Origin of the sequence: Peptoclostridium acidaminophilum DSM 3953, from assembly GCF_000597865.1 — a bacterium.
In the GTDB taxonomy this organism is placed as follows: domain Bacteria; phylum Bacillota; class Clostridia; order Peptostreptococcales; family Peptostreptococcaceae; genus Peptoclostridium_A; species Peptoclostridium_A acidaminophilum.
In genome coordinates, this window is sequence record NZ_CP007452.1 from 1,963,060 (window position 1) to 1,986,015 (window position 22,956).

Annotated in this window: 27 protein-coding genes; all 27 read right to left on the bottom strand. The window is 42.7% G+C overall.

Annotated elements, in window-relative coordinates:
- Complete coding sequence (locus tag EAL2_RS09605) at positions 1-1,638, bottom strand: recombinase family protein (protein ID WP_025436175.1); 1,638 nt, start codon at positions 1,636-1,638, stop codon at positions 1-3.
- A gap of 468 nt (positions 1,639-2,106) precedes the next feature.
- Positions 2,107-2,802 (bottom strand): N-acetylmuramoyl-L-alanine amidase family protein, encoded by a 696-nt coding sequence (locus tag EAL2_RS09610; protein WP_025436176.1) that lies wholly within the window; start codon positions 2,800-2,802, stop codon positions 2,107-2,109.
- Positions 2,795-3,202 carry a phage holin family protein gene (locus EAL2_RS09615; RefSeq protein ID WP_025436177.1) on the bottom strand — a complete coding sequence of 136 codons (408 nt, stop codon included), beginning with the start codon at positions 3,200-3,202 and terminating at the stop codon, positions 2,795-2,797. Before EAL2_RS09615 ends, EAL2_RS09610 begins: the two co-directional genes overlap by 8 nt.
- A gap of 116 nt (positions 3,203-3,318) precedes the next feature.
- Positions 3,319-4,716 carry an ATP-binding protein gene (locus EAL2_RS09620; RefSeq protein ID WP_051489149.1) on the bottom strand — a complete coding sequence of 466 codons (1,398 nt, stop codon included), beginning with the start codon at positions 4,714-4,716 and terminating at the stop codon, positions 3,319-3,321.
- 236 nt (positions 4,717-4,952) lie between these two features.
- On the bottom strand, positions 4,953-7,823 hold the full coding sequence (locus EAL2_RS09625) for an IPT/TIG domain-containing protein (RefSeq protein WP_025436179.1): 2,871 nt from the start codon (positions 7,821-7,823) through the stop codon (positions 4,953-4,955).
- Positions 7,824-7,837: 14 nt separating this feature from the next.
- Positions 7,838-8,701 (bottom strand): hypothetical protein, encoded by an 864-nt coding sequence (locus EAL2_RS09630; protein ID WP_025436180.1) that lies wholly within the window; start codon positions 8,699-8,701, stop codon positions 7,838-7,840.
- A 16-nt stretch (positions 8,702-8,717) separates the two neighbouring features.
- Entirely contained in the window at positions 8,718-9,524 is an 807-nt protein-coding gene (locus EAL2_RS09635; RefSeq protein ID WP_025436181.1) for a phage tail family protein, read from the bottom strand.
- 14 nt (positions 9,525-9,538) lie between these two features.
- Positions 9,539-11,419, bottom strand: coding sequence for a phage tail tape measure protein (locus EAL2_RS09640; protein ID WP_025436182.1), 1,881 nt, complete (start codon positions 11,417-11,419; stop codon positions 9,539-9,541).
- 14 nt (positions 11,420-11,433) lie between these two features.
- Positions 11,434-11,559: a hypothetical protein gene (locus EAL2_RS15835; protein WP_278246855.1), complete on the bottom strand. Its 126-nt coding sequence runs from the start codon at positions 11,557-11,559 to the stop codon at positions 11,434-11,436.
- Between the two features lie 68 nt (positions 11,560-11,627).
- Positions 11,628-11,951 (bottom strand): hypothetical protein, encoded by a 324-nt coding sequence (locus tag EAL2_RS09645; protein WP_025436183.1) that lies wholly within the window; start codon positions 11,949-11,951, stop codon positions 11,628-11,630.
- A gap of 92 nt (positions 11,952-12,043) precedes the next feature.
- Positions 12,044-12,448, bottom strand: a complete 405-nt coding sequence (locus EAL2_RS09650; protein ID WP_025436184.1) for a YkvA family protein — start codon at positions 12,446-12,448, stop codon at positions 12,044-12,046.
- 114 nt (positions 12,449-12,562) lie between these two features.
- Positions 12,563-13,132, bottom strand: a complete 570-nt coding sequence (locus EAL2_RS09655) for a major tail protein (protein WP_025436185.1) — start codon at positions 13,130-13,132, stop codon at positions 12,563-12,565.
- The gene (locus tag EAL2_RS09660; protein ID WP_025436186.1) at positions 13,133-13,468 is read right to left on the bottom strand and encodes a hypothetical protein; all 336 of its coding nucleotides are present in this window, start codon (positions 13,466-13,468) and stop codon (positions 13,133-13,135) included.
- Complete coding sequence (locus tag EAL2_RS09665; RefSeq protein WP_025436187.1) at positions 13,461-13,859, bottom strand: HK97-gp10 family putative phage morphogenesis protein; 399 nt, start codon at positions 13,857-13,859, stop codon at positions 13,461-13,463. The genes EAL2_RS09660 and EAL2_RS09665 overlap by 8 nt, the downstream gene beginning before the upstream one ends.
- A complete protein-coding gene (locus EAL2_RS09670; protein ID WP_025436188.1) occupies positions 13,852-14,178 on the bottom strand; it encodes a phage head closure protein in 327 nt (108 codons plus the stop codon). Before EAL2_RS09670 ends, EAL2_RS09665 begins: the two co-directional genes overlap by 8 nt.
- A gap of 2 nt (positions 14,179-14,180) precedes the next feature.
- A complete protein-coding gene (locus tag EAL2_RS09675; RefSeq protein WP_025436189.1) occupies positions 14,181-14,456 on the bottom strand; it encodes a head-tail connector protein in 276 nt (91 codons plus the stop codon).
- Between the two features lie 96 nt (positions 14,457-14,552).
- Positions 14,553-15,389 carry a hypothetical protein gene (locus EAL2_RS09680; protein WP_025436190.1) on the bottom strand — a complete coding sequence of 279 codons (837 nt, stop codon included), beginning with the start codon at positions 15,387-15,389 and terminating at the stop codon, positions 14,553-14,555.
- Positions 15,390-15,608: 219 nt separating this feature from the next.
- Positions 15,609-15,830 carry a Head fiber protein gene (locus EAL2_RS09685; RefSeq protein ID WP_025436191.1) on the bottom strand — a complete coding sequence of 74 codons (222 nt, stop codon included), beginning with the start codon at positions 15,828-15,830 and terminating at the stop codon, positions 15,609-15,611.
- A gap of 9 nt (positions 15,831-15,839) precedes the next feature.
- The gene (locus tag EAL2_RS09690; RefSeq protein WP_025436192.1) at positions 15,840-17,036 is read right to left on the bottom strand and encodes a phage major capsid protein; all 1,197 of its coding nucleotides are present in this window, start codon (positions 17,034-17,036) and stop codon (positions 15,840-15,842) included.
- Positions 17,037-17,048: 12 nt separating this feature from the next.
- Positions 17,049-17,759 carry a head maturation protease, ClpP-related gene (locus tag EAL2_RS09695; RefSeq protein WP_025436193.1) on the bottom strand — a complete coding sequence of 237 codons (711 nt, stop codon included), beginning with the start codon at positions 17,757-17,759 and terminating at the stop codon, positions 17,049-17,051.
- Positions 17,760-18,995 (bottom strand): phage portal protein, encoded by a 1,236-nt coding sequence (locus EAL2_RS09700; RefSeq protein ID WP_456299441.1) that lies wholly within the window; start codon positions 18,993-18,995, stop codon positions 17,760-17,762.
- Between the two features lie 86 nt (positions 18,996-19,081).
- On the bottom strand, positions 19,082-19,486 hold the full coding sequence (locus EAL2_RS09705; protein ID WP_025436195.1) for a hypothetical protein: 405 nt from the start codon (positions 19,484-19,486) through the stop codon (positions 19,082-19,084).
- 156 nt (positions 19,487-19,642) lie between these two features.
- Positions 19,643-19,975 (bottom strand): hypothetical protein, encoded by a 333-nt coding sequence (locus EAL2_RS09710; protein WP_025436196.1) that lies wholly within the window; start codon positions 19,973-19,975, stop codon positions 19,643-19,645.
- 10 nt (positions 19,976-19,985) lie between these two features.
- A complete protein-coding gene (locus EAL2_RS09715) occupies positions 19,986-20,333 on the bottom strand; it encodes a single-stranded DNA-binding protein (RefSeq protein ID WP_025436197.1) in 348 nt (115 codons plus the stop codon).
- A 285-nt stretch (positions 20,334-20,618) separates the two neighbouring features.
- The gene (locus EAL2_RS09720) at positions 20,619-20,873 is read right to left on the bottom strand and encodes a hypothetical protein (protein WP_025436198.1); all 255 of its coding nucleotides are present in this window, start codon (positions 20,871-20,873) and stop codon (positions 20,619-20,621) included.
- Between the two features lie 14 nt (positions 20,874-20,887).
- Positions 20,888-22,435, bottom strand: a complete 1,548-nt coding sequence (locus EAL2_RS09725) for a terminase large subunit (protein WP_330375761.1) — start codon at positions 22,433-22,435, stop codon at positions 20,888-20,890.
- Complete coding sequence (locus EAL2_RS09730; protein ID WP_025436200.1) at positions 22,432-22,905, bottom strand: phage terminase small subunit P27 family; 474 nt, start codon at positions 22,903-22,905, stop codon at positions 22,432-22,434. The genes EAL2_RS09725 and EAL2_RS09730 overlap by 4 nt, the downstream gene beginning before the upstream one ends.
- Between the last annotated feature and the right edge of the window lie 51 nt (positions 22,906-22,956).

Here is a 22,956-nt window from a genome sequence, read left to right on the forward strand (position 1 = left end):
TTAGTTTTCTCCTTTCCTTACCTGCGTCTTATCACCGCTCACCCATTCAATGGAAAACAAAATGGGTGATATCGCTTTTATACGTACCACCCATGCTCGAAGAAATCTTATGTCATTAAGGCATTCTTTCAGCTCTTTCTCCGGTTGCGATTTGGACTTTAGACTCTCCAGAATCTCTATTGCCTCTTTTCTATATAATTCATCCGCTTCAAGCAATCTCCACCACTTTTCTTTTTCAGAAATCATTTTTTCTATGGCTATTCTCTTCTCTTTTGGCGTACTCATATCACTCAATGATAAAACCGCCTCGCTTTCTTCCAGCAAAGCCCGTTCAAGGTCAAGTCTAAGCCTGCTTTGCTCAAAATCTATAGAGGCCGCAGCGCTCTGCAACTCTTTCATAAGCTTAATGATCATATGCGTTCCATTGCCATTTTTATTGAGCTGGTATTTTTCACATAGTGCTTTACTTGCCAGTTCTACAATATCCTCTTCCTTTACTCCGCTCATCTCGCAGAGAAGTCTGCTCTTTTTGCGATTGTCGCACCTCCATCGTACAACGCCTCTAGAAATATACCTGTGCAGATTCCCTCCGCATTCACCGCAAATCACTCTTTCCGATAAGGGATATGTCTTTTTTTCTCCTCTTTTCGTTTTCTCAGATCCTATTGACACAATACGCTGCACCTCTTCGAAAACTTCTCTGCTGACAATGGCTTCATGATTGTTTCTTAATAGGTATTTACTTCTTTGCCCCTCATTCGGCAGCCTCTTGTGACTTAAATAGTCCCTTGTATAAGTCTTCTGGCAAAGCACATCACCTACATACCTCTCATTCCTTAGAATGTCTCTTACAGCCAATGATGACCAATCCGTTCTACCATTGGCCTTTTTATAGCCTTTCTCAATGAACATTCTCGCTATCTTGGCGGCAGAACTTCCCTTGAGGCATTCTTCAAAGGCCTCCCTTACGATTTTCGCTTCCTCTTCAACAACAATCCATTTTTCACGTCCTTTTTTTGTATATCCTAGCATCCTCACAAAAATTGGTTCGCCTCTTTCGAAGCGCTTTGCCAAAGACCAGTTTAAGTTTTCAGAAATGTTGCGGCTCTCATCTTCTGAGACGGCTGATAGCAAAGTTAACATGAAAGCATTTTGCATACTTCCAGTATCAATGCCTTCCTTTTCAAATCTTACTCTTACTCCATTTTCTTTTAAGAGCCTTACAATATTGAGAGTATCAACTACGTTTCTTGAAAATCGAGATACGGATTTACATAGGATAAGGTCGATTTTCCCCTCCAAAGCGTGACGTATCATCTTATTAAATCCATATCTGTTTACAGTACTTGTTCCTGTCTTTCCTCTGTCCAAGAATACTCCGGCAAACTGATAGTCTGGATTTGTTCTTATGGAATTTGTATAATGAATTGTTTGATTTTCAAGAGAATGCTGCTGCATCTCATCGGCTGTACTAACTCGGCAGTATGCTGCAACTCTCAACTTCTTGGGCTTAGAAGCATCTATCTCTGCATCTGTAAAAGTGCGAGCTAGCGATGTATGATTTGCAAGTACCGGCATTTCGTAGCCTCTTGAAGATTCATCCCGCCTTATTGCTCTGCTATATACTCCATTTTGCATTTTGCTCCCTCCTTTCTTTTAGCCCTTTATTAAACTCTCGGTTTCCAATCATTCAATCAGCTTAGCTTTTAAAAAATATGCCTGGAGCCCAGTTCCGATAAGGACTGTAGGACTTTTAAGCTTATTACATATATCACTCTAATCGGGATTACTATCAAGAGAATGTTTTGATAAAAAGGATAAAAAAAAAGAGCTGGTGCATAAGTAACTACACCAACTCCAATAAATTTTTCTGCTGCAATATTCTTAATCTAAATCTTTGCTTTTCTTGATCCATAACGCTTGCGGGGTTTAATATAACATTTTTACTTGAAATGTAACATTCCGAATGTTATATTTCAATTTCTGATGTTACATTAAAAAAATCTATTTTCCATGGTATAATTAGACTCAATTACCGATCAGGCCCATGTTCCTTACGAGGACTGGGCTATTTTTTATTGTTGCTTCAACGCTTTTATCTGAATATTATTTGCTCAGCAATGCCGCCATTCTCTCAATTAAGGTGGCTGCGTACTCTCCGTTTACAGTTTTCCCTGCCTTTGCATGTTCGACCCAATACTCCGGTGTTCCAATCAGGCCTCTTTCCACCAAGATATCTAAGGCTTGTTTTAAAGCCGACCCTTCCTCCATATACTCAACCCCGAGCTCGTCGAGTATGGCTTTTGCAATATCTCTTGCGATTTCTTCCTTTTTGCCGTCAAATATGAGGTTGTCACTCGTGTTATCTACAAATCCTATTTCAACCAGCACTGCCGGAGCCTTCGTTTCTCTTAGCACATGGAATTTTGCGGCTTTAAATCCGCGGTCAGCAAACCCTGCATCGACTAGAGCCCTTTGAATTCCCATAGCCAAATTCTTTGCCTTTTGATTGCCATTTACTGAAATGAAAGTTTCAGCCCCGCTGGCCATTTCAGGTTTGAATGCATTCCTGTGAATCGAGATAAAGTAGTCATATTTTCCCCTGTTTGAAAATGTGCTCCTTTCCCTTAATTCCACTGTCACATCCGCCGTTCTTGTTTCATCTACAACAATCCCATGACGTCTTAGGTCTTTTGCAATCGCTGTTCCCATACTAAGGTTGTCATCCGATTCTTTCCTTCCCTTATGCATGGCTCCGGGATCCGTTCCCCCGTGCCCGTAATCCAGACAAATCTTATACATCGCTTGCATCCTCCCTTAACTCAACAAATACCTTCTTTAGCTTTTCTGGTATAGGCAGCCCTATTTTCACGGCATTTTCTATTATGCTTAAGCCCTCATTGGATATATAGAAAAACAAAACCGCTGTTCTTACTACACTTCCGGACTTGATAAGTTGTTCATCGATAATATTCGCCACCGCCACCAGGGAAAGTATCATCACTTTCTTAAAAATGCCCCTGGCTCCAATTCTGCTTGAGAGTTTCTTCTCCAGGATGGCTACCATGACACCTGTTAGGTAGTCTATAACCACAAATGCCACCAGAGCATAAAGGAACCCATCCCAGCCACCTAGAAAATAGCCTATGTAGCCGCCAATCGTGGCGCACGCTATTTGACCCCAGTTTGAAATATCTTTCATAAGTTTAGACCTCCTTGCTTCTAAAATAAAAAAGAGCCTATTGGCTCAGTCTTAAATAAATTGTTTATTTTCAAAAGAAAAAAGCCTGATGATTATCAAGCTTTTAGGGTGTACGTTTAGTTAAGTCTTATCAACGTTAGGTTTTCATCAGTTCTTGCAAGTTCCTCCAGCGCCTCACTGAATCCGCTTTTGCTGAATAGAACATACTCTTCCTTGCGCCCGGCCTCACCCCATTTAACCAGCGAGCTTTTTCTGACCAGATCTTTATATTCTTTAAGCCCTACTGCACTCTCCTTATACTTGCATTCGCCCAGCAAGATTCTGTTCTCAACCTCATCTATTGCCGCAATATCAATTTCTTCATTCTTGTCCCACCACTTGCCTATTTTCCCGTAGCGACGCCCAGTAAGCTTGTACCAGTTTCGAATTACATATTCCCTGGCAATCATTTCATATACATAGCTTACATGTTCCTCTACGATTTTGTCTAATGCTAATGCAGCAATCTCTTCTGATTGCCCCGTTTCAATGTACAGGCGATGCGGATAGACATATTTGAACCAAAAAGCGACGAAATTATCGGTTATGCGGTATATTACCTTTTTGCTTTTTTCAGGGTTTTTCTCAGTGACAGGAGTTTCCCTGACAAGCATATCCATATCCCTAAGGACTTTGAAGTAGTGAACCAGGTTAGCCACTTTCAGTTCTAGCTGGGTCGATATTTCAGACGGCTTAACTTTTCCGAGTGCGATTGTTTTTAGCACAGAAAAGTAAGTACCTATATCAGGCACCTCTTTGCTCAGCAAATAATAAGGCTCCTCGTGTAAGTAACTATTCTTGTTTTGAATTATTTCGTTCAATTTTTCTTCGAAAGTTTTAAACTCGCGAAGAGTTTCAATATATTTAGGAACTCCTCCGGTAAGTGCGTACTTCTTGATGAGATCAACTTGCTCTTCCTCTGGATAGAATTCTTTGTAGTGCTCGAAATTAATCTGCTTTACTACGATTTGAGCTGTACGCCTTCCATATAAAGGACTGGAGTAATCTAGTGTCTGCTCCTTCATCATTGAAATGACTGAACCACACAGAATGACCATTATATTTTTACTTGCCAGGATTGTGTCCCAAATTTTTTGGAATATAGATGGGAATGCTTTGTTGTTTTTTCCGATGTACTGAAATTCATCAATAACGACTATCTTTTTTTTGTCATCTATACTTCTAACCAGTTCCTTGAACATTGCTTCCCAGGATAAATCTTGAACTTCCCTAAGAAGTGGATGGTCCAAGTGATCTGCCAGAGCGCTTTTAAAGCTCATGCGATTTTCTTTTTCACTCTCTTCGGTAGCCATAAACATGAAAGCGTCTTTGTCCTTTATGAATTCATGAATAAGCCTGGTTTTTCCAACTCTTCTTCTGCCGTATATTATCACCAAAGACGATCTCTCGGCCTCGTATTCGCTTTTCAAAGTATTCAATTCCTGCTTACGGTTGACAAATTCCATTTGCTCCATTATGAGCACCTGCCTTTCATGGTATTATTATACCACTTTCACAAGAATACTAAAACTCATTTTACTAAAACTCATTTGAGTCAAATGAACTTTAGTATAAAAGGATTAATGAGCCCTCGGCTTCTAACCTTTAGCTTGGATACAACCAACCCCTTTATCAAATCATCTGATTTACTCCAGCTTGAAATCTCTTTCACGAATTCCGGTCGCCTTGCTTACTAAAATAAAAAAGAGCCCTACGGCTCTGTGATCCTAATCCAATCAAAATATCCAGCAAAAGCCGCCGAAGCATTTTCATTATTTATTCCAAGCCCTACATATCCCGGCTTAAATCCCAAGGCTACCCCTGATGCATGTTGTGGGAATGCTATGCCATTTGGCGAATACATAAGATTTGCCTTCCACGTTCCAGAGTCATTGTAGATTTTTGCCCTAAGATACCCTGCAGTGAAGCCTTTGCCATAACGCGAGTATGTGTTTCTACTTGTTGGAGTGTTGTAGTCTTCCCACATTACGTTTGGAGATTGGTCGACTGCTGTTGATTCAAGATTCAAGAACTTTTGCTTCCCAGTTAGTGATTCCGAAATAATGATGCCATATTTAAAATACGACCCGACCTTATCGCTGCCTAGAAGCTTTGCCGTAACAGTAAAGTCTCCGATTGGCGCTGTCTGTACAACACCTCTTACAAGTGCCGATGAGTTGCCCGGAATCAATATTTTCAAATATCTTTTTTCCTCTGTAACTGCACCCGATCCTTGGTTTACCCAGTTCCACCTTGCATCAATTGTGTCGTCATCGAATTCATCATCCATGCTATGTGGATTTGATGGCGGAATGTCTATGGGATTCTGATAACTGGTTCCGCTGCCGCCCCCACTTGATGAAATTGTAATGCTCTTTTGTGCGTCATTTTGTGAGATGGATACGTTGCTTCCAGCAACAAGCGTGACATCCCCAGTAAGCGCATTTCCGCCTGACCTTTTAATGCTTGATACTCTCTGTATGCTGCTGTGCAGATCAGCTGCATGCCTTGCCTCGTTGTAATACTGAGGATGGTCGTCCGCATCCAAGCCAAGCAGCGTCGAATGCGTGTGATTGTGGCTGATGTTTGCAGGAGTTTGTGTAGCAGGGTTTGACAGCACGCTGTCCTTTGTGAACATAGACAGTCGCTCTACAAGCTGAGCCATCTTGATTTCGTGCTCAAGCATTATGTTGTTGAGCTCAAGCACATACCTGACAAAGCCTGTTTCACTGTCTTCCTCGCAAGTTATTCCCTTGACTCTTACCTTACCGTCAAATCCCGCAGTGTCCATTCCTTCCGGCGGTATGTACCAGCCTATCCAGTCTCCGTGCATGAACGTTTCAAAAGGCTTTAGCTTGCTCCCGAGTGAATCTGTGAATTTCACTACTGTCCCCTGTATGCCCCAGCTGACCTGGGCCGCGCTTCTTAGAAACATCTGTCCATAATCTTGGAGCTTTGCCCAATCGCTTGCAATATTCCTGGCTTGAAGGTATCCTTCCCGCCTTCCGTAGTCATTTTGGCTTGTAGGATGCATAGTCTCAACCAGGCTTCCATCCTCGCCTTCCACAAGCAGGGCGTTTGTCACTCCGGTGCTGTCACTTTGGTTTTCATGCCTTAGGATGGCTTGTCCAGGCCGATATTTGACCACATCGTACTTGTCGCTGCCCTTGACTTTATAGAGCCTCAGATGCAAGCTAGGCGTCATCTCTATGTCGAAAAGGCCCATGCCTTCGCTAAGTTTTGTTATTACCTGTGAAATAGGTGTTCCCGCATGAAATGATATGCTAGTTAGATCCTCAAAAGGATTGCCAAGCGAGTCCTTGTCTGCAGACCAGTCCAGAACAACTCCCGGAAGGCATCCTCTTTGCTGCGCTTCCAAGATGAGTTGCCTTAGAATCGCCCCGCCATGCATGTCAGTAAAGCTCCTCTCAAGCGTCTGAGGACTTGGCATTCCTTCAGGATAAACAACTGCCCTCTCAAGCAACGAAAGAACTCCTCTTCCGCTTACCTCTATCATTTGCTGCTCGCTGTCGTCAACATATGAAGGCTTTCTCGCTTCGATGATCCACTTGAATAGGTCAACTCCGTCGAGCCTGCAGAGAATGTAGTTTTGGTCCGCCACATACTCCCTGCTTCCTCCCTTTTCATCGTATCTGCTTATGGAGAACTTGCCACTGCCAGGATTATTCAGTAGCACCTGGAATGACTTGTTTCTTGCTCCGTCGAGCTGGCAAAGTATGGTGTTAGGATTATTCTTGTCGCAAACGAAAAGCTCTATGCCTATGTCATCCGCAGGTTCTGCTTCGTATACTTCAAGTCCGATTACATTGCTGTCTCGCATTCCGGGAGGACTTGGCGCATTAAGTCTGACCTTAACAGCTCCGCTTTCTGCTTCCTGGGGAACTTGAAACACAATCTGCTGCCAGCTCCATGATATTACGTTGCAAAGCAACTCTCCCAAATATACCTGTCCGCCATAGCCTCTTGCCACCCTGTCAGTATTTGATGTATCGGTTTCTGCCTTTGCTCCAAATCCGTTGCCGTAGATGGTGACAACTGCTCCTTTTGCTGCTCTAGTAGTCGATAAACGCTCTATGAATGGAAATGGCGGATCGCTTGTTATGTTTTCGTAATTGTAGAAGCCTCTTATTCCATTCCAGTCTGGACCGTACTTTGCAATGTTTTCGAATAGGTAGAGCATTCTCTTTCTTGTCCAGGCAGGCCCGAATTTTGCCACATTTTCTATCTGATACAGGCTTCGCTTTAAGACATAATCAATTGAAAATGATCTTGTTTGCGAGGTAGTGCTACCGCTTGCATTAATGCCTGTAACCCTCCAAAACCAAGTTCCACTTGTCAATGTGAAGGCCGCCCTGCTAGTTGCTCCGGATGCCACGTTGTAAAAGGTGCTGCTTTTCTTGTCTGCACTATCAAATGTATTCACACTGTCGACTTCTATAATAACCTCTGTAGCTACGAGCTTATCAAGGCTATCTGTATATGTCGCATCAAAGTGCAACGTTAAGACTGAGCTGCTGTATAGATCTCCTGGCGAAACTAGATTTATTCCGGGTAAGCCCATATCATTTCACCTGCCTATGCCCAGCTGCCAACCGTGGCGATAATCCTGGCCGACTTTGGTCCAAGTGCCAGAAGCGGAGGAAGCAAGGCGTTCCTGATGTAGACTGTGCTGCTTAAACTGCCAGGGCCTATACTTGCAATGTCTAGAACGCTCTGCCACGGTCCATCAGGAGACCAAGCCATGGTAAAGTCCGAGTGATTTAGCTGCAAATTGACGCCGTTTGCTATTTTGCTCGTGCTCGCATTCTTGATCTTGATAGATCTTATCTGCGTAGTCCCTTCAGGTCTGTCCTCCCAGTCTATTAGCGATGTAAGCTCATTTCCCAAGGAATCGCAAAATGCTACGTCGTCAACTTGCTCGCCCGCAGCTTTTCTGCCATATATGTGAATGCCGCAAACCTTTATTATTTCAGCTGCGCTTGAATGCCTTATGCCGAATCTAAGTGCTTTGACCGGCCCTGAGAAGGATATTGTAAACATGCTGTCTCTCCAGTTGTCCAAATCAGCAGTGGGAGTAGGATATGAATATACAGCTGTTTCCCATGTTCCATCCATGCCGTTTGTCGTATCAACTGAGCCTTGGATAAGTCTTTCTGTTGGATTGCTTATTCCACTTGCAGGATACTGAACACCCATTTTGTTGATCTCTCTTAGCTCGGGAAAAAAGAACCAGAAAGCAAGTCCCGGATCATTATCGTACTTTCCCCATTCCTGTGCTCGATCCTCTCTATTTAAGTTCTGCTTGCTCTGGCTGTCTAGCCAGCTACTCACGCCGTTGCCGAAAATAGTAGAAAGCGAAACATCGCTCATATACCTATAGCCTACTTCTGTTCCATCTATGTCATATGCTATCCTGTGTTCTAAAACTGCTGGATACATTTAATCACCTCATTTCTTAAAAATATGCCGGATAATACTCAAGCTTTACACTGCCTCCTGATGCTCCGCTTATTCGCAGCTGGTTGTATCCCGACTCGAGAATGAACCAGAATGCGTCTCCTCCATGCTTGATGGCTGAGATCATGTTTGAAGACCCTTTTTTGCATGTGAAGTCACCGGCATTTATAACCACGCTCTCGCCGCTGCCTATGCTCCCTTGAAACTGAAGCCATAAATTGCTGCCAAGGCACTCGAGCTTTGGGGATTCCATAGGCCCGTTCAGAGTAATGACAACATCTGTAGCCGGAGCTGTTCCCGGATTGTTATGAGTCCACTCATAAGAAGCATTGCTGACCTGTTTAGTTTCCTGCATTTTATTGATGTCATAAAAAAACGGATCTGAAAGCAAGAATTCAACGGCAAATTTGGCATAACCAGGCATGCTTTTCACAAAGTTGACCTGCTTATACACCTCTGCCATTGCTTCTCTTTCAGTTCCATCTGGAAGTATTCTTTTAAGAGTATGCTCTCCTCGTTTGCCAAAGAGCCTGCTTAGAAAGTCTATGTTCTCATAAAGCTGTTCATCCAGGCTTACTCCGCTTGGCACTTTCCCTGTTACAGAATCCAACCCCCTAACCCACATAGGCAGCATTACCACCCTTTCTTCATAGCGCTTTTTCATCCAGCGCTTGCCGTCCTGGAATGGTATTTGTATGTTGCCGCCTCTAAGTCCGACTGTTCCTATCCCTTCAGGTACCTCGATGACTGACCAGCCTTTTGTATTTAAATCAACTCCTGCAAAGCTCCATTTCTGACCTGACACATTATCACCTCCCGTTACCCTAGCCCGTATGACTGACGAAGAAGAACTCTTCTGGTGCTATCAGGCGCCGCTTCAGGCTTTGGATTGTTGATTGTGATTTCATAGTTATTAGTGATGCTGTTATTGCCTATTTCATTATTCCCTCTATTAAAATCTGCTTTTATTCCCGCTTTTTCAAGTGATCTGGCGATGATCTCGTCCATCCTGTCAATCGGCACTACCGCTTCTTTTCCGGCTTCCCCAACTCCTATGATGCTAGGGCTGCTGAATATCCCTCCGCTTGAGTACCAGTTGACATTTAGCTTTGGCACCTGTGGTGGACTTAGGCTGAATTTGCCCTTCAGCTCAAAGTGCGGCAGCTTTATCTTGGGTATTTTTATCTCCGGTATCCTGAGATTTTTAAAGAAGTTTCTGATAGAGTCTACTGCGTTTTTCACCGTGTTCTTTGCAGCGTTTATGGGATTTTCAATAGCTGTCTTTATTCCATTCCAGACAGTTGATGCTGTCGATTTTATGGTGCCCCAATTTTTATAGAGCGCTACACCTATAGCGATAAGCCCTGCTATGACTCCGACCGCTATACCAATAGGGCCTGTTATTATGGCAAAGGCTCCCCCGGCTGCCGCTATAGCTCCTGATGCTGCGCCAAAGGCTGAAGATACTGCCCCGACGATTGCCACTACTTTTCCTATCACGGCGATGACCGGTCCAATGGCTGCTGCTATCATAGCAATTTTAATTACCATGTCCTGCTGCTCTTTTGATAATCCTTGGAATCCATCGAGTAGAGGTTTAATTACCGCAATAAGCTTTTCAAGTATAGGTATTAAAAGCTGGCCGAACTGTATACCTATCTGCTGCGCCTGCTCCTTCATTATCCTGAGCTTGTTTGTGGGGCTGTCCATTGTCCTTGCAAGGTCGCCTTGCGCGTTCTTGGTGGCCTCCATTATTGCTCCATATCTTGCCTGCACCTTTTGAGCCTCTGTCAGCTCTTCGCCTTGCTTGGCGATTCCATGTGTATAGGCATATGTCTTTATGGTTGTATCGTTAACCAGGATACCCAGCGCCTTTAGTGGCTCTGCTTCTCCTGATATACCTGACTTTAGTTTTTCAAACGCCTCTTCCGGCTTTAGGTTATAAAAGGATGCCATGTCATATGAAAGCTGAGTCAGACTCTCTGATATTTTCAAGGACTCATCAGATGTAAGCCCCATGGATGTGAGCATGGCGTTATATGTGGCCATGCTGTTTCTAACACTATACGCGTTAAGCCCAAGAGCCTTTGATGTCTCCTCAGACCACGCCCTGGCTTCCCCTGCCATGCTCCCCATTGCAACTTCGAAGAGGTTTTCTGATTCCACTGCTTCCATAGCCATTTTAGTGGCGGCGGTTCCTATGCCCACAATCGGCAAGGTGACAGCCGTAGAGAGCTTGCTGCCTGCCGAATACATCTTGTCACCCATGGATTTCATTTTCTCTCCAGCCTTGTCCATGCTTTCGGAGAGCTTGTGCCACGCAGAGCTTTTGATCTTGAGTTCGTTTGTTGTCTCTTTGAGCTCTTGCTGCATTTTTCCGAGCTCTGCATTGGCGTAATTTAGCTTAATCTTTAGATTTTCTGTTGCCTTGGCGTCTGCGCCCTTTTTCTCTACGCTCTCCTGATAGCTCCTGCTTAATGCCGCCACTTTTTCCTTTTGTAGCTCCACTTGCTTATTGAGGCTGTCTGATTTTAGCTTTAATTCCTCAGTAGATTTTCCAAACTCTCCGAGCTTTGAGCTTGCAGCCGCAAATTCACTCTGTACGACCTTGAGGCTTCTTTGTATCTTACTGACTCCTTCTTGAAAACCCCTGTCATCGAGTCCTACTCTAGCAACCACGCTACTACTGTCTCTTGCCATTTGCATCACCTCCTCTAAAACATTATGTTGTCTATGTAATCAAGCTCCTTGGTTTCATCCATTCCATGGACTACCTTGTATACTTTGAATAGAGCTTGTAGCTTCTTGGGTGTGCTGTTCCAAAACTGTTCTTCTGTCATTTTGAGCAAGTTTGTTCCCAAATAAAAAAGCCATTCCCAGTCCCAATTTCCTTGACTAGTATGGCTTTCTATTCCCCCAGCTTTTCTTCCACCTCGGGCATTGATATGTTCAAGGCTTCGTTAATTGCATTTCCTAGTCTTTCAAGATCATTAAGACCTAGCTGCTCTCCTACCTCTTTCAGGGTAGCCGATTCATTTTCAACTTTGACAGCAGCATAAATCAGCGCCCTTATTGCCTTGATTTTCATGCTCTGGAGATCTTCGAATGCCTCTCCAATGTCTCCGTAGATCTCCTCGAGTTCACAGAAAGTGTTCATGTTGAATTTGAGTTCGTACTCCTTAACTCCGAGTTTGAATTTAATACCCTTGTTTTTTAGTTCTGATGCTTTCAAGACATCGCCTCCAGTCATTTTCTGCACAAAAAAAGGATCTACTTTTTTATAGTAAATCCTTTTTAATATGCCAGTTTTATGTATATAACATCCTATTTGCTGATATTATTATCGACTTCGCTCAATTCATCTTCATCATATGCTCCGAACCAATCATGTAACTTTGCTTTTGCTTTCTTCTTTACTTCCTCATCAATATACATTGTAACTGCTAAAAGAGCCGCCATTAGGGCTGCAAAATCATCAGTATAACCAACTATTGGCATAAAGTCTGGTATCAAATCCACCGGAAAGATGAAATATCCTAATGTTCCGATTATCATAGTCTTTGCCCATGCAGGAATTGTTGGCTTTTGCAACGCATAATACAACAACAACGCCACATAAATCACCTTGATCCCAGCCATCTTTGCAAACTTAATAATCTTTTCAAATAGTTTGGTGTCAGAATAAGCCGCAGCGTATTTTGGATTTTTCGTTTCCTCGATTACACCCATGTTAATCCCCCCCAATATATTTAATTTATACTTGTTAATATTTATATCAATATCATACTGGTTATAAACAATATGTTTTGTAAGGTTCTGGTAGTAATCAAAGTTAGTTTATTCTTAAATTTGTATTGGTTCTGCCGGTACTGCTGTAAACCATGCTGTGATTATCGTTTGATCAATTCCCGTTGCATCTTCATCTGCAATAAAGCGATAGTTTCCATCGTTATCCCTGGCAAAGAATGTTCCTTTAAGCTTTGCGCTCTTAGGCTGAGGTTTTTCCGCCTCTGTGTCGTATTCATCAGTTGCCAGCTCGAATTTTCCCTTTAGCAGCCACACATATCGGTATTTGCCGTTGTTTTTCTTGGATTTAAATCCTAGCGCCAGTGTTGGCGGCATGTCATCTTTACTTTCAATAAGCACGCCCTTAACTACCTTGGATCCTTGCAGCTTTGCCCTGCTCTCAAGCGAGAGCTGGTTGATTTCAATTTCGACATCAACTCCTTCAAACGCAGTTATTATGTCCTCAACCGTATCATCTGAATATATGCTCTCTGAATTAGCCTTTGGTGAGAGCTTTGCACTTATAGCCCTCTCGAGCTTGGCTGGAGTGTCATAGGTTACCCCAGTATCATCATCCTTTGTCAGCAGGGCAATGTGAATATCTCTAAGTCCTATTTGTCTTGCCATCTAATCGACCTCCTTTGATTCCAAATAAAAAAGTCTGATACCCTTGTGATAAAGTCCGGTATCAGATTCATAAAGATCTACCTCATCTAATCTTTTAAATCCTGCAATAATTAGAAGGGCCTTTATGTTTTTGACTAAAGCTGTGTAATCTGTCTTTGACCACACATCTACTTGAACGTAATGCCCTGTAAAAGCCTCCGTGTCTTCTTCAAATTCTTCTCCTGACTGAAGGTACTCATGAAATGTGATGTACGTTTGTGCCGTTCCTGTATACTTTTGAAATCCTACCGGAACACCAAGGGGCTTTAATATATCAATGACCAGTTTATTAATCAAGCTCACCCAGCCCCCTTTCCAGCTCCTCTTTTATTACATCGTTTATCTTTTTCTTGTTCTCTAGTACAGATTTTTCCGCCCAGTGCTGAGCCGGTATCTTCGAAGTCCCCCACTCGCTAAATTTTGAATAGAAGAATTCGGAGTTATCTCCCTTATTCGGACCTATTTTGACGAAATCCACGCCGTTTTCTTGTTCAATGTCCGATACTTTAATGTTGTCCGCCATGTGCCTTTTACTCAGCTCCGATCTTGGCGCTTTTTGCTCCATGCTCCCTTTTACAAGGTTTCCTGCTTTATCAAGAGCCTTTTTCTTGATTGTTTCTCCCTGGCTTCCAAGCTTATTGACCTTGTCTATGAGCTCCTGCATCCCTTCCAGTTCAATCTTAGCCACCAGGGTCCACCTCCGTCGCCTTAATCTCAATATATCTGTTCCTATATTTGATGTTATCGATAGCTGTGATGTTGTAGGCTTTGCCTTGAAACAGAATCTTCATCGTCTGGTCAAGCCCATCAAGGAATCTGATTGTAAACTTGACTGTGTTTTCCTCCTGTACCGCCTTGGCTGCGAAGTACTCCTTGCCATGCAGGTTGGAAACTGCAGCCCACACGGTTTTATAATCCTCGCATGTCTCGCTTTCAAAGCCGTTTTCATTTGCCGCATTAGTTATCCTTTGAAAGGTGATTCGATGTCTCATTTCTCCGATGCTCACTGCTACCACCCCTCTTTGCGATAAGCAAACATGAGCCTGGTCATGACATCAATTAAAGCTTTTATGTCCACGTTCTCACGTTGTTCATAAAAATTAGCGATTGCATAAAGCATAGATTGTTTCACAGCCTCCGGTATCGCTGTAAATTCCGTAACTGGATAGCGAAGTATGCCTTCACAAAGCTCTTGTGCGGCATTTATAAAATTAGCGATGAGCGTATCGTCCTCATCACCATCAACCCTTAGGTACAGCTTGGCTTCTTCAAGTGTAACGACCAATACGCCCACCTCCTCTAATTATCAAAAAAACAAAATGGGGATATCTGTTGTTTTCATTAATAAAAAATCCCCATTTATCTGAATATTCCTTTACTTTTAATCCATTACAATATTCTTAATTAACCCCTTAACCTTTTTTCCTTCATTCGAATTACAATACTCATTTAGATTTTTATCGGTTAATTGAGCTGGATGAACTAAAAATCCCATTCGCTTATTAAACTCGTTACTTAGATAATCATAAAGAGTTTTTCCATTGGTTGTATTTGTCGATACTACCCCGTTGCTAATTCGAGCTGTCTTTAATAGTCTTACTATAGCTGCTTTCTGTCCACTTGCTCTATGTCCTAATAAAAGCAAAATAGCATCTTCACTTTTCTTTTTAGTTATCCTATCAACCCATTCCGTTAAAGAGCCATCTACCCACTGCCTAAAATCAGTTGGAAAATTAGAGTCCTGAATAAATTTTATAATTTCATCAGCATCTGAATTTTCTTCTGTTCCAATACAACATAGAGCTTGTGTCATTAATACCGGGCATTCTTTTGAATTTGCCTTTATAGCTTCTAAAATTTTCCATTGTTCCTTTTCCGTATCCACAGTATCATTTATGTTTAACTTGTCATATAAACCAATTCCTATTAATAACTTTTCTAAGTTTGTTTTTAACCCCTCAAATGTGTATTTGACCTCAGATTCTCCCTCTTTTTTATCAAACTCAACATCTTTAAGATATGCTGCACAAGCTCTTAGAGATGTGCAAAAACCACTTATGATAATCTTACACTGTCCATCGTCAAAAAGAGACCGGGTACCAACAGGTGAGTGAATCATAATAAGTTGCTTCTCTTCATCATACAATACTGGCCATTCTTTTTTCCCTACACAATCAAAATCTTTAAACCTATCTGCTACCTTATTAAAATCAAACATAATGGGTTCTCCACAACACATTAGCAATCCCTTCTTTCTAAAATCAAAAAATTATTTTCATATTTCCACCAGCTATCTTTATTATTTTAATTTTATTTCAGTAGCTTTTGTATTTCAAGGTATTAGCTATAATCGCAGGGATTTTCACCCCAAAGCTCGAATTTCCTCTTGTCTTTATGGTATCTAATCCAAAATTTCACTCCTTGGAATAATCATTCTTTATTCTGATACCATAAGTCCTGCAACTTTCAGCTTAGCAAGCAAAGCATTAAAATCAACTACAAGTCCTGCGATTGTCGATGCGCTGCTATCCGCTTGGAATGCAGCAGGCGTAAAGTCAGAGGGCAGACCAACAATCTGGCCACCCTCTGCAATTTCAAGCACTCCACCTATTACCGTCTTTTCTCCGCCTTGCTCTGTATAGTTTTTTACATTACTCATCCTGCTCACCTACGCTTTCATCTGGAGAACTTTGATAGCTTCCGGAAGTGTCAGTTTTCCATCTACTCTTTGAGTCACCTTGAATCCAACCTGCCCTGTTGCCGCATAAAGCTCATTGAGTCTTTGGAATGATCTACCCTGCCTGTCTGCTATCCAGTAGTATGAAAAGTCTCCGAACGCCATGACCTTTGATCCGGCTTCGATAGTTGGAACGTATACTGATGTTTTTACCGGCCTATTCAGGATCGTGTCTGATTCCCCAGCAACTAGAGAAGGAGTCCATAGGTACTGACCGTTTCCATCTTTAAGCTTTCTTATCTCTTTTACCGTCGCATCATTTGTTACGAACGTGGCCTTTTCCCTGTATGGTGACTTAAGCGAATAAAAAAGGTCTATCACTTCGTCAATCTTTATAGCTGTGCTGCTTGCAGCCGTAATGCCAAGCTGAGCTCCTCCGGTTGAGTTGAAAATCCCCGTTGGCTTTCCTGATGCGTCCCCAACAAAGAAGGCCTCTTCCTCTTTTGATCCTATTCTCCTTGCGAATTCAGTGGCGATGTATTGCTCCAGGTTGAATACGCTGTCGTTTAGGAGCTCCTCTGAAATCTTTATTATAGTTCCCAGCTTGTGAGCTCCCAGGATCACTTGACCAAAAGCATCATCGCTCTCGCTGAAGGCCGCCCCCTCTTCAATCCATGAAGCCGTCCCTTTGGAAGATACCACCGGAATCTGTCTGTCTCCGTAAGAGGTCGTGATTACTTTTGCTATGCTTCTCATGGTGTTTGCATCATTTAGAGCCCGTATGAGCGTTCTTTCAAATTCATCTGGCACAAGGTAGCCACCTTCTGAGTCGGTTCCAATCTTAAGGGCGTTTTGAACCTCGTAGCTTCCTTTGTTTCTCATCGCATTCCAGAAAGCTCTCTGATACTCATTTGAGGCTCTTCCCTGCTTTTCTGTGTCTGCATTAACGCCTGGCATTGATGTGATTGGATTGGTGGTAGCCTTTGAAAGCTCTAAATCAAGAGTTGCTTGCCTTTCCAGCCTTTCTATTTCTTTCCCAAGTGCCAATACATCTGCTTCCATTTTTTCATAGGTAGCTGTGTCTTCTACGGATAGCAGACCATTTTCACCTCTTTTGCTGTCTAAAAACGCCTTGGCAGCATCCCATACCTTTGCTCTTTTTTCTCTTAATTCTAGTACTTTATTCATTCTGCATTCCTCCTATTTAAGTAGATCCAGCCTTTTGGTTAGATAGTCATATGGAGTTCCATCTGGAACCACCTTTATTTGCGCTTCATCCTTCTTTTTCATCTTTTGGAATTTCCCCATGAAATTGTTAGTGACAGTTGCCTTGTCGAACATAAAGCCATTCATCAAGCCTTCAGGCACTGCTTCATTCTCCGTGTAAAGCACCTTGTCACAAAATCCCATTACTTGGGCCTTATTTGCGCTCATCCAAGTTTCCCTGTCCATCATCTGTGAGATTTCTTTTCTCGAAAGGCCAGTCTTTGCTTCATATGCATTGATAATGCTCTCTTTTACCTCTGAGAGCATTTCAATTCCGCGCTTCATGTCGGCTTCCTCTCCCCAAATAATCGTGCTCGGGTTATGGATCATGAGTATTGATGTTGGAGACATCAGCACCTCGTCTCCCGACATTGCGATAACTGATGCTGCGCTGGCTGCTATTCCGTCAATTTTGACGCTTACCTTGCCTGTATATTCCTTCAGCATTGTATATATCTGACTGGCGGCAAAGCAGTCACCCCCCGGCGAGTTGATCCAAAGAGTTATATCATCCTTGGCCGTTTCAAGCTCGAATCTAAATTCCTTTGGAGACACTTCGTCCTCAAACCAGCTCTCCTGGGCTATGTAGCCGTCAAGATAGAGGGTTCTTCCATCTTCATTTTTTATCCAATTCCAAAACTTCATCTATTCTGTTCCTCCTTTCTTTTCGCTACTTACTTCCTTTTTTGCATAGGCTCCTAGGTCTTCGAGCTTAAGTAAGTTTCCGTTGGCCGCATACACATCTCCATGCTCGATGGTGTTCATGTCCTCCAACGCCCTCACATCATTGGGGCTTAAAAATCCGTTTTGAATACCTATGCTATAGCCTTGCATTCTCGATGCGTAGTCTCCCCGAAGCAGTCCATCTACGTTCAGCTTTATCAAGTACTCCTTCTTCTCGCCTGGAGATAAAAGGGCTTTTTTCATGGCCATCTCCAAGCGGACCACCCAAGGATCTAGTGTGTATTTCACAAATTCCAGCGACTGCTGCTCTATGTTTGAAAAGCTGGACTTCTCAAGGTCACCGATCATGTGGGGCGGAATTCTAAAGATTCGGGCTATTTCGTTTATTTGAAACTTCCTGGTCTGCAGAAACTGTGCTTGCTCTGGAGGTATTCCAATGGGTTTAAAGCTCATGCCCTCCTCTAAAACAGCCACCTTGTGGGCATTCCCGCTTCCTCCATAAACGCTGTTCCAGCTGTCTCTAACCCTAGCAGGATCCTTTAAAATTCCGGGATGTTCAAGTACTCCGCCAGGATTGGCCCCGTTGTTGAAAAAGGCTGCTCCATATTCCTCCGTAGCTATTGCCATGCCTATGGCGTTTTTAGCCATAGCTATTGGCGAATATCCCACCAGACCGTCAAAACCAAGACCTGGAATGTGCAGCACTTCCCAATATCGAAGGATGTGCTCCCTGCCTTCCTTGCTATAGCTGTAATAAATTTCGCCATTATCACTTCTATGGACTGACATCTTATCAGGCATTAGAGGATACAGCGCCACTACTTTCCCCCTACCGTCCCTGATAATCTGAGCGTATGCATTCCCCCAAAGCAAAAGATGACCCATCAGTGTCTCTCTAAACACAAATGAAGTCATCTCCGGGTTTGGCTCATCGTGGAGCAGGTAGTATAGATAGTGGTCTGATGCTTTTTCCTTGCCTCTTTCTGTTCTTCTGTAGGTATGCAGTGGAAGTGATGCTATGGTTTCAGCCAAGATTCTCAAGCACGAATACACAGCAGTGGTTTGCATGGCCGTTCTTTCATTGACTATCTTGCCGCTTGATGTTGGCCCAAAGAAGAAGCTATAGGCGCTTTGCCACATTGTATTTGTCGGGTCTGCTCTCGACCTAAAAATCTTTGATAGTATTGGTATTTTCAACCGTCTTCACCTCCTGAAAATGAGTATGAAAAAAGCATCTACATAGTAGATGCTCCAGATTATTTAAACTATTTTTTCAGCTTGTATTAGTATTCATCCATGTCAGACATGTGTTCTACCATCAGATCATCAAATTCTTCTTCTGTATAAAATTTATAATGTACATCCGTATCGTCAACTAAGTAATCGCACTCAGACAAATTAAATTCCTGAACGATCTTATCTACGATTTGAGGTGTATTCAAAATTGGATTTAGGTAAACATAAAAAATATCTTTCTCAGTATTGTAGGTGACCCTGCCCCGGGGGTACAAGAAATATTCAACATTTCGATATTGCTTAAGGAATTTTCCAAGTACAGTCCAAAACCTATCGTGCGAGCTCCAAGTCTTATAAACACCATAAACATCTGCTTCTGAATGTCTTATGGAATCACTGACCACGGTTTCTTCTAGATAAAAAAACGGTCCGACTTTCCCTTCCTTTTCCATTTTAGCGCCCCATTTTTTATTATGAAATCCTAAAATAATCATACATTTATAAGAATCCCATCTTTTTCATTACGACCGAAAGCCCAGGTCTCGGGTCGATCGATCATTACTCAGTATAAAATCAATCCAAAGAAATTTGCTGCTCAGCCAGATTTATTATAAAATGTACCAGGCTTCATCATCATGTTCGTTGAAAGTACATTTTTTATTTTTTGGGATTATTCTTTGATTTTTCGCCATATCAGCTGCTACAGAACCAATCCAGCTTGATGGTATAGAATAACCTCCGGCATTAATAGTACCCCCAGAACTTGGATTAATTCCATCAGCAATTGCTTTTATTGTCGTAGCATTGGCTAACCCTAAAATTTCATGGCTGCATAGTGGCTTATCATCACTTGAATATTTCACCAGAATATCGACTATATCGTCCTGCACATCTTTCAGTGTCCCTTGATTGCTAAGTGTATTGATTTGCGGATTGCTCATAATTTACCTCCTATAATTTTACATACCACATCACATTAGACGAATCTTTCCCTTCTGCATTTACATTATTAATTGTTTTTTTCTCCACCTGATTATAATATGTTTTCCCAAGAGACAGCTTAATTCCCCTACCCATAGTCCATTCTGTCCCAAACAAAGACCTTATGGTGAACCGCGTTCCACTAGGTAGCGCATCCACTTTTTTGATTAACTTCGCGTAAGCGAGACTAAATTCATCATTCTCCAATACAATCCCTTTAATGTACAGCGGCACTGTCAATCCTGCCTTCGCTGCTTTTTTTTCAAGATCCTGGTATTGCTTGTCAGTAAAAAGTATTTGTACACTCTTATTATCCATAAATCCCGTTCCTCTACTGTATAATATTAATTCTCTTAATTTCATTGTACAGTAGATATTCTGATTGTCAATATATTTATTCTGAAATTAATTATTCAGTATTAATTGATTTTGAGTTACAAAACCGGGGTTCCTTGGTCATCGTATACATTGGTTTTCCGTTCGGTCCGTAGCGATCGGTCAAAAGTCATAATCATTTCCACAGCGCCGTCAATCTCCTTAACGGACTCCCCATTGTCCTTCTTGATGTTCCCGGCGGGGTCTCAAGTTAGGCTTTATTTAAAATTACATCTCCTTTTTTGCCAAGTCTGACAAAATATATAAACCATTACCTATGGAAACAAATAATTTTTTGTACGTCTGGCTATGCTCATCAGATGCTCCATTCGGAAGCAAAACAGCGATATACTTCTCAGATGGATTCCAACCTCTATTTTTAGCGAAATCTCGAACATCTTTTGTGCAGAAAGGTTCATTTATCTCCCCATTTTTAACGGCTGCAACAAACTCAATATTTAAACCTCGTCCATATTTAGCCATATCCTTTACTCCTCTCACAACACTAATATACCCCGCTCATTATACACCGATTCCTTGTTCTCATTCCTTATCGATCTATCCAAGGCCATAATCATGGCTACTGCTCCATCTATTTTTTCAGTGGATTTTGCTTTATCCGGCTTAACATTCCCAGCAGGGTCTGTTCTGACATGTATGTTGTCCATCATCCAGGAAAGTACTGGTTGCCCTCCATGAGCTATTCTGTTTTCCATGGTCAGTTTCATTAATTCCTTGGTTGGCGGAGACATGTCCTTAAAACCCTGACCAAAAGGAACCACAGTGAAGCCCAGTCCCTCAAGGTTTTGTACCATCTGCACAGCTCCCCAACGGTCAAAGGCTATTTCCTTGATGTTGTATTTCATACCCAATTCCTCTATGAATTTCTCTATAAAACCATAGTGGATTACATTCCCTTCTGTTGTATGTAATTGCCCCTGCTGCTTCCAGACATCGTATGGCACATGATCCCGTCTGACCCTCAGCCTTAAGTTCTCCTCCGGAATCCAAAAGTGAGGCATAACGTAGAATTTGTCATCTCCGGGTATTGGCGGGAATACCAGAACAAATGCTGTTATGTCGTTGGAGCTTGAAAGGTCCAGCCCTCCATAGCACTCCCTGCCTCTTAGCTTTTCTGCATCCACAGGAAAAGAGCACTTCTCCCAAATGTCCATCGGCATCCAGCGGACAGATTGCTTCACCCACTGGTTGAGTCTAAGCTGTCTAAAGAGGTTTTCTTCCGCAGGATTCTCCTTTGCGCTTATGAATGCTGCTCTTACCTTTTCTATGTCAATCGTATGGTCGAGAGAGGGATTCGCCTTGTACCAGTTCCTCTCGTCCGACCAGTCGTCATCGTCTGCTATTCCGTATATGACCGGGTAAAATGTAAGGTCGTTCTTTTTGCCTCTCAAGATGTCCTCTGCCTTTTGATGGACCTCGTAGCAAATTGAGTTCCTGTCATTCCCGGCTGTGGTTATCAAGAAGAACAGAGGCTGCTTTCTGGCATCCCCTGAGCCCTTGGTCATTACATCGTATAGATTCCTGTTTGGCTGGGCATGAAGCTCGTCGAATATGACTCCATGAACGTTGAGCCCATGCTTTGTGTAGGCTTCGGCTGAAAGCACCTGATAGAAACTTCCTGTCGGCATGTAGACAAGCCGCTTTTGCGAGATGACCGGCTTTATTCTTTTCTTTAGAGCCGGACACTGGTCCACCATGTCTACCGCCACGTCGAAAACTATCGAGGCCTGCTGCCTATCAGCAGCACAACCATAAACCTCCGCTCCCCACTCGCCGTCTCCGCAAGTCATATAAAGGGCCACAGCGGCTGCGATTTCACTCTTGCCGTTTTTCTTTGGTATCTCAACGTAGGCTGTATTGTACTGCCTGTAGCCATCTTCCTTTACCGTGCCGAATATGTCTCTTATGATTTTGTCCTGCCACGGCAGCAAGTCGAATGGCACACCGTGCCATACTCCCTTAGTGTGCTTTAGCGCATTTATAAAATTAACGGCTCTGTCTGCCTTGATATTATCGTACATCATTTGACCACCCTCAGTATTTCCTCCATAGGATCATTGCTTTCAGACTGGACCGTATTTACGTTTATCCTTGATCTTGCAGAAGGCGTAAGGCCGAACTCCGAACAAAAGTCCTTCATTATCTTCAGGTATGTCTGGGCTATGGATACCTGGGGGACCTGTTGTATGTAGCCAGACGGAGTTTTAAAAATAGTCCCGTGCTTTGAGAGGAATTCCTCCGCTTCCTTCCACCTTGCGTACGCTTGGCAATAGCCCGCAAATGCCGCAGCATCTACTTGAGTAAGCACTCCTATGGTCTCAAGTACCTTGCACATACGCCGCCATTCCTTTTTAGCTTCCGGCTCCAGCCATGACGGACACTTCGGGGCCTTCTTTTCAGGCCTTGGTTCATATTCGTTTAATGGTCTTTTTCCTGGATTCCCCTCAAGGACTTTTAATCCTGAGGGTTTAGGTTTTCTTCCTCTTACCGCCATGCTTTCACCTCCAATAAAAAAGAGCCCATCTTCCGACAAGCTCATTTTCAA